The 13,367-nt window shown below is 57.6% G+C and carries 8 protein-coding genes; 5 read left to right on the plus strand and 3 right to left on the minus strand.

All coding sequences use genetic code 11. The features are described from left to right. Nucleotides 1-141: 141 nt before the first annotated feature. Both J3R75_RS14375 and J3R75_RS14380 read right to left on the minus strand, forming a co-directional pair. Complete coding sequence (locus J3R75_RS14375; RefSeq protein WP_307262812.1) at nt 142-942, minus strand: nucleotidyl transferase AbiEii/AbiGii toxin family protein; 801 nt, start codon at nt 940-942, stop codon at nt 142-144. Further along, complete coding sequence (locus tag J3R75_RS14380) at nt 939-1,898, minus strand: type IV toxin-antitoxin system AbiEi family antitoxin domain-containing protein (RefSeq protein ID WP_307262815.1); 960 nt, start codon at nt 1,896-1,898, stop codon at nt 939-941. Before J3R75_RS14380 ends, J3R75_RS14375 begins: the two co-directional genes overlap by 4 nt. A gap of 46 nt (nt 1,899-1,944) precedes the next feature. Between J3R75_RS14380 and J3R75_RS14385 the strand changes: the two genes are divergently transcribed. The 4 genes from J3R75_RS14385 (at nt 1,945) to J3R75_RS14400 (ending at nt 10,774) form a co-directional block, all read left to right on the plus strand. After that, on the plus strand, nt 1,945-2,901 hold the full coding sequence (locus tag J3R75_RS14385) for a LacI family DNA-binding transcriptional regulator (RefSeq protein WP_307262819.1): 957 nt from the start codon (nt 1,945-1,947) through the stop codon (nt 2,899-2,901). A 136-nt stretch (nt 2,902-3,037) separates the two neighbouring features. Beyond that, nucleotides 3,038-5,197 carry a glycosyl hydrolase family 2 protein gene (locus J3R75_RS14390; protein ID WP_307262821.1) on the plus strand — a complete coding sequence of 720 codons (2,160 nt, stop codon included), beginning with the start codon at nt 3,038-3,040 and terminating at the stop codon, nt 5,195-5,197. Nucleotides 5,198-5,509: 312 nt separating this feature from the next. Next, nucleotides 5,510-6,856 (plus strand): IS4 family transposase, encoded by a 1,347-nt coding sequence (locus J3R75_RS14395; RefSeq protein ID WP_307260932.1) that lies wholly within the window; start codon nt 5,510-5,512, stop codon nt 6,854-6,856. A 393-nt stretch (nt 6,857-7,249) separates the two neighbouring features. Next, a complete protein-coding gene (locus J3R75_RS14400; protein WP_307262823.1) occupies nt 7,250-10,774 on the plus strand; it encodes a DOMON domain-containing protein in 3,525 nt (1,174 codons plus the stop codon). Nucleotides 10,775-10,906: 132 nt separating this feature from the next. Here J3R75_RS14400 and J3R75_RS14405 read toward each other — a convergent pair whose 3' ends face one another. Then, the gene (locus J3R75_RS14405) at nt 10,907-12,166 is read right to left on the minus strand and encodes an ATP-binding protein (RefSeq protein WP_307262826.1); all 1,260 of its coding nucleotides are present in this window, start codon (nt 12,164-12,166) and stop codon (nt 10,907-10,909) included. 515 nt (nt 12,167-12,681) lie between these two features. Here J3R75_RS14405 and J3R75_RS14410 point away from each other — a divergent pair. Beyond that, a complete protein-coding gene (locus tag J3R75_RS14410) occupies nt 12,682-13,347 on the plus strand; it encodes a type II secretion system protein (protein WP_307262829.1) in 666 nt (221 codons plus the stop codon). Nucleotides 13,348-13,367: the final 20 nt, after the last annotated feature.

Raw genomic sequence — 13,367 nt, forward strand, 5'->3', positions numbered from 1 at the left:
GCAGATTCCGCAGATTGCCGCAGATTTTTGTTTTGATTGGTTGCTTGGATGTCCAAGGCATTCCGTGGTGACGGCTGTCTCAATAACGGCTCGTTCATCTCGTCCATCTCGTCCATGCGCTGAGGCGGGTCTTGGTCGCGGTTATCGATGTCCGTCCATTTTGTCGATGAGGCATTTCTTGATGAGTGCATACGCATCGTCTGGTGAAAAAGTGATGGGCGAACGCAATAAAGCGGCGACATCTTCACGGAATGCCACATCCTGCATTTTCAGCTCCAGATTGGCGACATATTCTTTGTAGGAGGGCGCATGTCCCACCACAAAGGCCATATAACGTCGATAGCAGGATATCACCTCATCGGCGCAGACCTTGGCGTTTGTCAGCGCGTAAAAAAGATCAAATAGATCGCGTCCCTTCTTGCGCTGGTACAGAGCACGCAGTTTTGTGCCCAGCAGTTCTTCCAGGCGGTAGGTTGTCAAGTCGCATTGCCCCTTGAACCAGCTATTGTTTACCGCGAAGGGGATTTTTTCCAAGCCCAGAACGGTGAAATGTTCGCAGCAGTTGATTTCGATTTTCAGCCGTATTTGCTCAACCGGCGGTATTTCTGAGTCAACCCGAAACAGCAGAGTGTTGTTATGCCGTTTTTGCCTGGTCACTTTGTCGGGCATGAAGGCGAGCACTTCGCCAAGACGCTGAAGCACTGGCTTGATTGGACCGGGCTGAATTTGGACTAGATCAATGTCTTCACTATAGCGGGGTTGCGGTTTGAGATAGAGTTTATGGAGGGCTGTTCCCCCACGAAAAGCCAACTGCAAGGCGAGGAATTCGTCGCTGTAGATAGCGACCAAACAACGGCAGATTAGCAGATCCTGTTCGACTTGAACGTTCTCATTCCAGGGAACAAGCGTGCGCCATTGAGTAATCGCCGCGCGGTTAATCATATCTCATCGGCCTCTATGTCAGTATTGATAAGCAGCCGCCATCTGGTATGCTTGGGACAAGGTGTGGACAAAGCATGTCGCCGCGATAGTGGCACCCAACGAAGGTTCATGTTTAATTTCTTTAGGCGGCAGTATAGCTCATCGGCCTGCTTTGAGCCACCCAGTATTTCTTCCATGATATACCCAAGGCGCTGGAAAGCCGCCAAAGATGCCGTTTTGAACAGGCAGAGTGGCGCCTTCAGATAATCCACCTTGTCCAATAACTCAGAAATGACTGTGGCGGCGATGGGCAAACCGCCGACAAATTGTTCGTACTGCACCAGATCAACCGCCGTCAGTTCGACGCCCGAATACAGTACGTGGCCGGTTTCGCTGTTTTGTCTTAACAACAGCTCGGGAAAAATGTCGCGCCGATAGTTCCAAACGATGTGTGGATTCTTTCTGGAAGAGGTGCTGGAGGCTGGGAAGGTGGTGAAGACGAAAAATTTTTGTGGTCGCTGGTGGGCGGCGCCGAGCAGTTGGCCAGCGCTCAGCAAACTGATGTAATAAGGCTTCCCGAGGTGATGCATCAGCTGATCAATATAAAAAACTGGGGGGACCTCGCCACGCGCAGCATAGTGAACCGGGACCTTCACATAAAAACCGTTATGAACCGAGGTAATGATCTTCTTGCGCGCCAGGCGACTCAGTTCATTCAACATAATCTGACTCGTCATCGACGGAAAGGCACGCTGGATATCCTGCAGCGAAAAGCAGGAATGACCCATCATTTCTTCTTGTTGTATCCAGCGTAGTATTGACATATTTACTGCAATAATAATGTTAATATGGTTATTTATGCCATAAAAATGTACTTTACCCGTGCGCATCGCAATGTCAATAGCCCCGCTTATTTTTGTTTTTGTAAATTGACGGAATACGGCCATTGCAGCGGTGGTTTTGCGGATTACTTTCACGTTGAGTGATGAATGAGTGCAAATGGCGCAAGGCTGGGAGTAACGGATGCGGATACAGGACATAGCGGCTTTAGCGGGGGTATCGACGGCGACGGTATCGCGGGTTTTCAGCAATCACCCTAATATTCGTCGTGATGTGCGCGATCATGTGTTGGCGGTAGCGAAGGAGCACGGTTATCATCCGCGCTTGTCGGTACGACGGCGGAATGTGGTGGTGATTACGCCGTCGCGGGTGTTGGTGCCGGCGGAGAATTACAGCGGGATGGTGCTGACGGAATTGGCCCGGGAGTTGGCGGAACGCGATTTCCGCATTGAGATCTTGCCGGCGGACAATATTGATCGTTTGGACAGCATACAGTTTTGCGGCGTGGTCACGGTGGGCATTGACGAGACCTTTGCGAAGGGCTGGGACAATCGTTTTGCGGCGCCGCTGGTGGTGGTTGATCGCGCAGTGCCCTCTTTTCGCAATGTCTATGCGGTGCATTCGGACGAGGGGCAGGGCATGGCGCTGGCGCTGGCGCATTTGCTGGCTACGGGGCATCGCCGCATCGGCTGTTTGATTTATCATTGGCCGGGGCACAGCAATTCGCTGCTGCGTCAGGAGGCGATCAAAGCGACTTTGCAGGAGCACGGCCTGCCCTGCGAGGACGCGTTGATTCGGCTGGTGGGGCCGAATGATTACATTGAGGAAGTGGGCAAGCTGTTGCGGGCAGGCGTGGACGCCTTGTTTTGCCCCGGCGGCAATGGCGGCATTGTGACGGCCTACGCCCTGTCGTTGTATGGCAAGAGCATTGGCACGGATGTCTCGTTGCTCAGTTCTGAGCGCATGATGGTATCGCGCTACTGCGTGCCGGCGCAGACCACGATCACTCAGGATTATCCGGCGCTGGCGGCGGCCGTGGTCGATGTGATACACACTCGCATGGAAGGCCGACCCAGCCCGCAGAATATCCTGTTTCCGTATAAATTGATTGAACGCGACAGCGTGCGGCGCCGCGAGTAGGGCGGCGGCCGGCGCCCGGCGCGAGTAAGGCGTGAAATCAGCTTGGTGGAACGGCGAGATGTCGCCACGCCGGGGCTGCGAACGATGAATACAGGTGAGCAAGCAGGCCGCTGGACGCGGCCAGGGAGATGAGGCAATGGGTATTGACCGCAAGGCTTTTGTGCGACCCGAGCGCCGTTATGGCATTTATCCGATCATCCATGGTGCCGTCGCTGGCGACTCGTCACGGGCCGAGCGCCTGGAACGGCTCGGCTTTGCCGGTATTGTTGGCAACGTGCCCTATGGGCGGACGTTTCCTGACGACGCGAAGGAGTGGCGCGACACTGCCGAGGGCTTCAAGGACTACATTCGGCGGGGCATGCCGGTATGGATCTACGACGAGAAGGGCTACCCCTCGGGTACGGCCGGCGGTGCTGTGACCGATGCGCATCCGGATACCATTGCCGAGGGGCTTTTCTGTTACGAATACTGGCGGACCTTGTCCGGCCCGATGTATTATCGTGCGGACACGCCTGGTGACAAGCTGTTTCGGGCGATGCTGCTGCCCCTGGCGGGTGGCGAGGCGCTGGACGTCACGGCGTCCGCCAACGAGCGCGGCACGCTGCTGATGGACATTCCCGCAGGCGAATATCACTTGTTTCTGATGAGTTCACGGCGGCTGTTTGACGGCACCCACGCCGCGCACAGCTACTCCGAGCCGCGCAACTACATCAATTTGCTGGACCGCAAGGCCACGGCAGCATTCGTCGAGGTCACGCATGAGCGCTATGCGGCGTTGCTGGCGGACGAATTCGGCCGCGGCGTCCGCGCCTTTTTCACGGACGAGCCGTCGCTGATTGCGTGGAATATCCCGCGCGGGGTGTATCCGATCGTGCCCTGGCAGCGCGAGTTTCCGGCGCGTTTTCAGGCGCGCTACGGCTATCCCATCGAGCTGGCGGTGGTTGCGGTGGTGACCAAGCGCGGACCGCAGCTGGTCAAACGCCGCTGCGACTTCTGGGAATTCGTTGGCGATGGCGTGGCGGAGAACTTTTTCGGCGTATTGCAGGACTGGTGTCGGGCGCATGGCGTGAAGTCGTCGGGTCACATGTTGGCCGAGGAGCATTTGCAGGCCCACGTGGTGAATTACGGGTCGTTGTACAAATGCGGTAAGCGCATGGACTGGCCGGGCATTGATCAGCTCAATAGCGAACCGCCGGCGCTGATGAACGACCAGATCATTCCCATTGCGCGGCTACTGGCGTCCTTTGCGGACATATCGGGCGAGGGCGAGAGTTTCACGGAGTTTTCCGACCACTGTTCGCGCATGGCCAACAAGCAGATCGGGCTGGACTGGATTCGCGCGTCGGTGAACTGGCATGTCGCCATGGGCATCACTAATCTCACCAGCTACTACAACTGGGATTATTTCGCGGAGGACGACATCCGGGCGTTGAATCAGTACACGGCGCGGCTTGGCGGCATGATCCGGCAGGGGCGGCGAGACAGCCGGGTGGCGCTGCTGTATCCGGAGGCGTCGATCTGGTCGGTGTACACGCCAAGCGTCGAACCCAATGCAATGGATCACTCGGAGGCCTGCCGGCGCGTCAATGACGCTTTTGCCAAGACCTCGTGGGAACTGCTGCATCGGCAGATTGATTTTGATTACGTTGACGAAGACCTCATCAATGACGCCGAGATCGCGGACGGCAAGCTGGCGTATCGCGACCGTCGTTATGAATGCGTGGTGCTGCCGGCGGTGACGGTGTTGTCCTGTCGCACGGTGGACAAGCTGGCCGCGATGCTCGCGGCGGGCATCGGCGTGGTGGTTATCGGCGACTTGCCGGCGATTGCTCGGGAGACCGGCGAGGACGCGCCCTTTGCGGCGAAGCTGCTGCCGCATCTGGCTTCGGGCAAACTGGCACAGGTTCCTCTGCAATCAGGCTGGACCCTGCCGGGACCCGCGCGCCTGCGGGCGCTGCCGCGGCCAATACAACTGCGGCCGCGGGGCTTGAGCAGCGTGCTCACGGGCGCGACCGGCAGCGGCACCATCGTGGACGGCGAAGCCATTTCGCCTAACATCCTCTCGCATACACGGGTGCTGCCGGACGGATCGCGGCTGGTCTTTCTGTGCAATATGGGCGGCAAGACCTACGATGGCTTCTTGCAGGCGGCAGGCGCCGCCGCCGCAGAACTGGCGGACCCCGGCGACGGGTCATTCCGGCCGGCGCAGACCAGCCACGCGGGTGACGCATTGGTGGTGGATATACGCCTGCGCGCCTACGACGCGTTGTTTGTGCTACTCAGCCCGACGCCGTGATGACTGCCGGGGTCGCCGCGTAAGCACGGGGCTTGCGCGGCGTCATCGGTCAGTGATTGATATTGGCTGTCCGACATGCCGCCGACGTTAATGCCCGCTGCAGCAAGCACGCTGAAAGCGTGCTTGGAGTTTGGCAAAACTCGACATTGCGCCCACGGCGCACCAAAGCCAAGCCAGTTTTTCTCCGTATAAACAGACCATTGTAAAAATCTTTTTACACACACAGCCGTCCCATAACTTGATGGTGGCTTCGTAAAAAAAAGGATTCACGGCATCTTAATGGTAGCCTAGTAAGCAACCATAGGAGGTACCATGAATCCACTAAAAAGTACTGTGTCAGTCCTCGCGCAGATTGCAAGCTGGATACCTGACCGGATTATCGACAACCTCGCCAAAAAGTACAAAATCCAGACACGGGCCTTCAGCGCCACCAGCCATGTAATGGCTATGCTTTACGCGCATCTGGCGCATTCATTAAGTCTGAACGACATCTGTGACAGCCTCCACAACCATGCCGGCCCCCTTGCTCAGATACGCAACTGCACGCCTCCGAGCAGGAACGGTCTCTCTCACGCCAACAAGACCCGCAATGCGGATATGGCCGAAGAACTGTTCTGGAAGGTATATGAGTCACTGTCAACCCGTTACCCCGAGTTCCTGACCTCCAGCCGCAATTATCCCGGTTTGCCCTACCGCTTCCGGACAAGAACCATTCGCGCCGTTGATTCAACCACCATCAAACTGACGGCATTTAATATGGGCTGGGCCCAGCACCGACGCCAGAAAGCGGCCGCCAAGATGCACACGGCGCTGAACATGCGCTCGTTCCTGCCGAACTTCGTCCTCGTCAAAAGTGCAAAGGATTCTGACCCGAAAAGCGCCTGGGAACTGTGCGCCGACATGAAGGCCGGAGAGGTCGTGGTATTCGACAAGGCCTATGTTGATTTTAAGCATCTTAAGGTCCTTGACACGCGCGGCGTCTCCTGGGTGACGCGGGCCAAGGAAAACATGCTCTATGAAGTTATGGGACAGCATGCGACTGGGAAACCGGAGGCGTCTGATCCCGTCAAACATGCGTCCGCCTCCTCAGAACCCGAGACAGATACGGCTGAAGTTATGGGACAGCAAGCGCCCGGCAAGCGCCGCTATGTCCGCAAGAAATGCAAGGTGTTGTCAGATGAGCGCATCAGGCTGATAGGGGTGCAGACCAAGGACAATTACCCCGATGACCTGCGGCTGGTCACGGCAGAGGTCGAGGTGAAGGGGAAGATGGTGGTGATGACGTTTATTACCAACAACTTCGAGTGGTCGCCGTTTTCCGTGTGCCAGCTCTATCAATGCCGTTGGGGTGTGGAGGTGTTTTTCAAGGAAATCAAACAGACGCTGCAGCTGGCCGATTTCCTTGGATATAACGAAAATGCCGTCCGCTGGCAAGTCTGGACAGCGCTGCTTGCCTATCTCCTGCTACGGTTCGTCGCTTGGTACAACAAGTGGAAGCGCCAGTTCAGTCGGCTCTTTACCTTGTTGCGTGCCGTGCTCTGGAATTACTTCAGTTTGCCCAGTATCATCGAGTGCTGCGACACGAAGCGGGAGCGGCGCCATATTATCCGGGGAAGTCCGGAAAAAGCATATCAGCTGTATTTTGAAGGGATGGTATAGTCTCCTGGCTAAACTTTTCCACACACAAAGAAGGTGTCTTGAAAAATCAGGCGGCCTCGTGCTCGCATGTGCCCAAAAAACAGGTAATTTCAGTGACTATGGGACGGCTGTGTTTTACACAAGAAGAGTTTCGGTCACATTGGTACAAGGAATTACCGATTGGCAATACCACGTTTCATCACAAAATTTCGCACACTTACAAAAAAAGCGTCATGTCTATACGGGCGCGGGATTGCGTGTTACTGTAGGACGATTTTTGGGGTGGTGCGCGTGGCGCTTGCGTCGACGCTGGTGTAGCGTCGGGGTAGCGTCGGGGTTGCGTCGGGGTGGCGTCGGGGTGGGGGCGTCGGATTTTTTGGTAGTGATGGGTACGAACAACAGTAGGGAGTCACCATGAAACGTCTGGTGTTGGCGATGGCGATGATGGCCGGGATGTTGTGTTTTGGTTGGGACGTGGATTTCAGCGTGGGGCAGCCGGCGGTGTATTGGTGGTCTCAGGCCAAGGAGCTCAATCGCTGCGAGTTGACTTACGAGCAGATACCGGCGATGGGTCGGCAGGCGTTGAAGGCCACCTGGGATGCGGGCATCACGGACTACATGCATGTGTTGTACAATCCCCAGGGGACGCTACCGGCGTTTCAGTATGCCAAAGTATCCATTAGGGTGACGAATACCATGCCGCTGGGCGTCAGGGCCTGTCGTCTGCGCATGCAGGACACGAATACCGAGACCTTCTACTGGAGTCAGAAGGTCGATTTTCTGACGCCGGGCACGCGCACGCTGGAGTGGGTGGTCAATGCGGCAAAGCTCGATGGTGTGCAGTTCGTCATGCATGGCAAGGACAGCAACCACCAAATTGATTTTCCCATCAGCAGCATTGGCCTGACCCTCGATTTTCCGCAGGATGGCGTCCCCGGCCACCTCTACATCGAGTCCATGACGCTGGCAGAGCTGCCGGCGCCGCCGGCTGTCGAGCAGCGGGACTATCCACTAGCAGCGTTGGCGCGGCCCTTCATTGAGCCCCTGCGCATGCCGCAGCGCATTCCGGCTGGCAATACCCGGCTGGAGGCGGCGAAGAATCCGCTGACGGGCGAGGATGCGTTGAAGATGACGGCGCCGGGCGACAACGGCGTCTTTGGCGTCAATTTCACGCTGGTGACCTCGCCGCGCGGGGTTCTGGGGCAGAAACTAGGTCGGCAGCATGGCGGCGAGATGACTGTGCGGGTGACGACGGAGCGTGCGCTGCCGGAGGTCAAGACCCTACGCCTGGTTTTTGTGGAAGCTGTCGGTGGTGCTTATATCCATCGTTTGCCGGTGAACTTGGACAAAGCTGGCACGCACGCAATTACCTTTACGCTGCCATCGCTGGTGCGCACCAAGAAGCCCTGGGGATCGCGGGACTGGCAGGAAACGCCGCTTTTCGTGCTTGCCGGCGTGACCTTCGAGTGCGACAAGACCTTCAATGGCCTGCTCTATCTGGATGCCGTCGATGCCAAGTGGTCGCGTTCGCCGTTGGCGGGGTTTGACTTCCAGCTCAAGACCGACAGCGTCGGGTACGTGGTGACGCCGGAGATGGCGCCGCAGGGCGTTCCGGCGCAGTTCAGCAACATGTCGTCCGAGGCGGTGACCGGCCACATCAGCGGCAAGCTGACGGACTGCCGCGAGCAGGACCAAGGATGGGTTTTTGAGCGCGATATGACCTTGGCTGGCGGCGAAACGATTGAGTTGTGCCGAGTGCCGGTTCCGCAGCGCTACGGCGTGTACTACATCGATTTGACCGTGTCGGGCGGCGGCCACGAGCCCCAGACCTATCGGCGCTCGTTCGCGCACCTGCAGCCAACGGGCTCCAAGCACGAGGGCACCTTCGTCAAAGGCTTCAAATTCGGCAGCGTCTGCCACCTCGACCACTGCGTCAATTCACCGGAAACCGTGCAGGAGGCGGCGACGGCCATGTCGCAGATCGGCCTACGCATTCTGCGCACCGACGTGCGTTGGAATGACAACCCGATGTACCTGGCGCACCTCGATGGCATCGTGGACAAATTTCTCGCGGTGGGCATGAACGTGGATTTCATTCTGCCGGGACATCGCCAGGGTAAGGCCCAGTACGCCTTGGAGAGCAATCTGGCTGGCTACCGCAAGTTGTTCGAGCGCTACCGTGGCCGCATCCAGTATTGGGAGATGCTGAACGAGCCGGACATCCCCTGGGGGCCGGTCGAGAATGCGCCGAAGAGCGCCGCCTACATTGAACTGGCGCAAAAAACGGCGCAGATCTTGCGCGAGACCGACCCGCAGGCGCAGCTTATGTCGGCCGGCTGGTGTACGTTGGTTGCCGGCCGGTCGGGCATGGGTCCTTTTCACCGTGACGCCATGGCGGCGCTGAAGGACGTGTTTGATGTGCATTGCTTCCACGGCCATGGGCCTTTCGAGAGATATGCCAAGCACGTCATTCAGGAGGGCCTGCTGGAAATGCGCAAAGAGCTCGGCATCACGATGCCCTGGTACGCCAATGAAACGGCGCTGACCTCGCGCGGCGGCGTCACGGAGAAAATGCAGGCCGAGGCGCTCTACAAGAAACTGCTTTTCAGCTGGAGTCGGGGCGCCATCGGCTACACCTGGTACAACATGCGTTCCAAGGGCGAATTGCCCGACGACGGCGAGCACAACTACGGCCTGATGACCTGGGACTTCTACCCCAAGGCCGTCTATGCGGCCTACAATGGCCTCACCGGACTCTATCATGACAAGGACTTCGACCGGGCATGCGAGTTGCCCTGGGGCGAATGGGCCTTCATCTTCAAGAACGACCACGAGCTGGCCGTCGCCCTCTGGAATGATGGCGAGGCCGACGTCCCCCGCGTGTTCAGGACTGACGCCGCTGCCGCCGCGAGCGTCGATCTTTTCGGCAATCGCCAGGAGCTCCCGGTGGTCGATGGCACGGTGTTGGTGACGACGACGAACGAGCCGCAGACGCTGCTGCTGAGCGGCGCTGAAAGCGCCGAGCTGCTGCCGCCGCTGAGCAGCTTCGCCATGCCCGAGCTGCTCTTGCCGGGCCAGCCCCAGCCCATGGCCGTGGTGCTGACGAATCCCTTTGGCGACGCGCGGCAGGCGACGGTCAAGCTGACGCTGCCGCCGACGGTGGCAGCCAGCCAAAGCCAGTTTTCGGCGCAGGTCGCTCCGCATAGCCAGGTGGAATTTGCGGCGACGCTGACGCTGACTGCGGCGCCCGCAAACAGCCTGGGTGCCAAGGAGTGGGTGATGGCCGAGGGCCAGCTGGCTGGCCTGGAGCCCGTCCGGCAGCTGCACCTATTGCCGGTGCCCTTCCTATTTACGAGCCGTCTTGATGGCGACGCGCTGTTCACGTTGGCAGATCATACGAAGATCACGCAGCTGTTTGTTGGCGATCCGGCCAAGGAAGACAGTACCTGGAAGGGTGCGCAGGACTTGAGTGCGGCGGTCTGGCTGGCCATGGACGACCAGGCCCTCACCATCAAGGTTGTGGCTACCGACGATCAGCACTGGCAGAAAAATACCGCCGACCAGCGTTCTTGGGACGGCGATGGCATCCAGCTCTTCCTAATGCCGTCCGGCATGCCATCGGCGGTGGAGATGGACTTCGCCCGCGAGGAAGACGGCCGCAGCCACGTCTTCCTGCGCCGACTGCCACTGGGAGTTATGGGCGACGAAGCCGCGTTGCAGCTGGCGACAGAACGCGCGGGCACGCAAACGACCTACGTGATCACGGTGCCTTTCGCGGCCATCGGCAGCACGGCCGAGGCCTTCGGGCGCGGCTTTCGTTTCAACCTGATGGTCAATGACGCCGACAACGGCATTCGCGAGGGCTGGGCTCAGGTGGCGCCCGGAATCGGCTCCGGCACGGTCAACACCCAGATCATGCCGGTGCTGTTGGCCCAATAACACGGGAGCGCCGGGGGGGCGCTACGAGGAATTATCGCCTTTGCCATCGTCGTGCAAGTTGGCGAGTGTTGGCTTGTAGCGCAGTCCGGCGCGGTTTTCCGACTGGCAGTGCCAGTCAGCAATGCCAGGTCATTATATGTACCATATGGGAATTTGCAGCACGTTTTCCCGCAACGTGCCGGGTTGTGGACAACTACATAGGACTGCGCCCATGCCTCGTGTCTTCCCCGCGATCTTGTCAAGAACCAGAAACGCACTGGTATCTGCGGCCGAGACATTGGCGTTCTTCTTGATTTCGACGGGGTGGAGTACGCCATTCTCTTCGATGATAAGGTCGATCTCACAATCCATTTCGAGAACATCGCCCTCTTTGCTTATTTTCTTTTTATCCCGACCGCGATAGTAGGACACGAAATTGCGGTAGTCCAGGCCGATATTGGCAAAGGACTTGAGAATTTCGGAAATTGCGAAGGTCTCGAACATCGGTCCGCTCATCGCTCCATAGGCAAGTGCGTCGCTGCTGAGCCAGCGCGTCAGGTAGCAGGCGAGACCGGTATCGCGAAAGTAGAGCTTGGGTGTCTTCGTCGCGCGCTTGAGCGCGCTAGCCGCAAAGGGCTCCAGCAAATAGATGATGCCGGAGCTTTCCAGCAGTGAAAGCCACCGTTTGACCGTCGTCACATCGACGCCGGCTTCATCGGCGATGTTGGAGCAATTGAGGACTTGGCCAGTTCGTGCAGCTGCGGCAATGACAAAACGGCGGAAGGCATCCAGATTCTGGACAACGGTCAGTTCCCTGATATCGCGCTCGATGTAGCTCTTGACGTAGTTGCCGTAGAAGGTCGACCAGTCCGTTTCGGACTTCTGCAACTCGGGGTACGACCCGCGATGGATGGTATCCCAGATGTTGACTGGCGTACGGACGGTTTTTCGCCGCTCCAGAATGTAGTCCGTGGTCGGGATGAAGCGCAGCGAAAATGGGTCGGACTGAATTTCACGCAGAGACAGGCCGGACAACTCGATGATGCCGATGCGTCCGGCGAGAGATTCTGACACGTCCTTCATCAGTAGGAAGTGCTGGGACCCGGTGAGCATGAACTGCCCTTTCGCCTCAGCTTCGTCACAGGCCATTTTGATATGGCGAAAGAGGATCGGTGCGCGCTGGACCTCATCAATGATGAGCGGCGGGGGATTCAGCGTGAAAAACATGGTGCTGTCGGTCTTTGCCTGCTCTTCTAGGAAGGGATCGTCAAGCGTGATATAACGGCGTTCGGGAAAAAGGTGCTTCAGCAAGGTCGATTTGCCGACCTGTCGCGGTCCGGTGATCAGCAATGCCTTGTAAGCTCGAGAAGAAGCCTGAACCAAGCCTTCTATGCTGCGTGTGATGTACGTCATAGGGGTCTCCGCTAAATTTAGTTTTCGATCCTGAATATGCCAATACAGTAGCGCGCAGGTAGTTAATGTCAATTTCTCGAGGTGGAATGGTGCGGATATAGGCGCAGATTGGCGCGGTTTGACGCGGTTTCATTTTATCCGCAGATGACGCAGATTAGCGCGGACTTTGTTCAGTCTCTGGCAAATATGGTTTCCAATCCCATATCTGCCAACGTGGGGGCTTGCGGGCGTGTTTTGTCACTTGTCTGTCGTGGGCGCCATTGCTGGCTCCTTGGTGGCACCTGGTAGTGCAATTTGCAATGGTTGGTGCCATTGACAAGCGGTCGGCCGGGGGTTATCATTGTCACGTGCGAGGATAGCCAGCTAGTCGCCGAAAGGCGCGAACGACTGGAAAGAGACAACTGGGAATAGCGGCGGGAGTGGTTGTTGCCGAGGGCAAGTTGTAGATTGCCTGTTTGAATACGTTTTTTGACGCGGCAAGAAAATTGGGCATTCCCAAAAAAGGAGAGAGGGACATGAAGCGTGCTTTTACGTTGGTTGAAGTGATGTGCGTTACCGCGACGATAGCCATCGTGGCCGCGATGGCAATGCCGGCGTTCAGTAAAGCTCGGAACAAGGCTACCGCAGGGGCTTGTCTCAGCAATCAGCGCCAGCTTGGCCAGGCGTTCCAGATGTTCCTGATGGAAAATAAGCACACCCTGCCCAACAGTACGGTAAAGCCGGAGGGTAAGGGTTGGCTTGCAGGCACGATTGTGCCCAATGCTCTTTCCGATAACAATGTCGTTTATTCCTTGGATGGCGGGTTGATCTTCTCGCAGGTTGAGGAAAAGGGCATTTTTCGCTGTGAAGCCACGCCCGATGACAAGCCGGTGTCCTTTTCCATGAATCAAGTCTTGAGCGGGCGGAAAGTAAGCGGCATTCGTAAGCCCACTGACGCGCCACTGCTTCTTGAAGAACTAACCAACGATGACGGGAATTTCACCTTGGTGAACTACTACCTGACGGAGCAGGGCACTCTTGGCGTCAAGAGCAGTTATATACCAAGTAGGAACAATACTCTCGGGAATCGTCACAACGGGCACGACAACGTCCTTTTCCTGGATTTCCATGCCAATGCCGTGAACTGGAGTACGGAAGAATGCTGGCTGGAGTGCCTACGCGTTGACTACAAGGGGAAATAGCCCCAGCAGCACTCAGCAGC

The organism is Oligosphaera ethanolica (genome assembly GCF_030814695.1).
Taxonomy (GTDB): Bacteria; Verrucomicrobiota; Lentisphaeria; order Oligosphaerales; family Oligosphaeraceae; genus Oligosphaera; species Oligosphaera ethanolica.

Coding starts and splice junctions, on each gene's coding strand:
- J3R75_RS14375 (WP_307262812.1), bottom strand. CDS start 942: ATGATTAACCGCGCGGCGATTACTCAATGGCGCACGCTTGTTCCCTGG.
- J3R75_RS14385 (WP_307262819.1), top strand. CDS start 1,945: ATGCGGATACAGGACATAGCGGCTTTAGCGGGGGTATCGACGGCGACG.
- J3R75_RS14390 (WP_307262821.1), top strand. CDS start 3,038: ATGGGTATTGACCGCAAGGCTTTTGTGCGACCCGAGCGCCGTTATGGC.
- J3R75_RS14395 (WP_307260932.1), top strand. CDS start 5,510: ATGAATCCACTAAAAAGTACTGTGTCAGTCCTCGCGCAGATTGCAAGC.
- J3R75_RS14400 (WP_307262823.1), top strand. CDS start 7,250: ATGAAACGTCTGGTGTTGGCGATGGCGATGATGGCCGGGATGTTGTGT.
- J3R75_RS14405 (WP_307262826.1), bottom strand. CDS start 12,166: ATGACGTACATCACACGCAGCATAGAAGGCTTGGTTCAGGCTTCTTCT.
- J3R75_RS14410 (WP_307262829.1), top strand. CDS start 12,682: ATGAAGCGTGCTTTTACGTTGGTTGAAGTGATGTGCGTTACCGCGACG.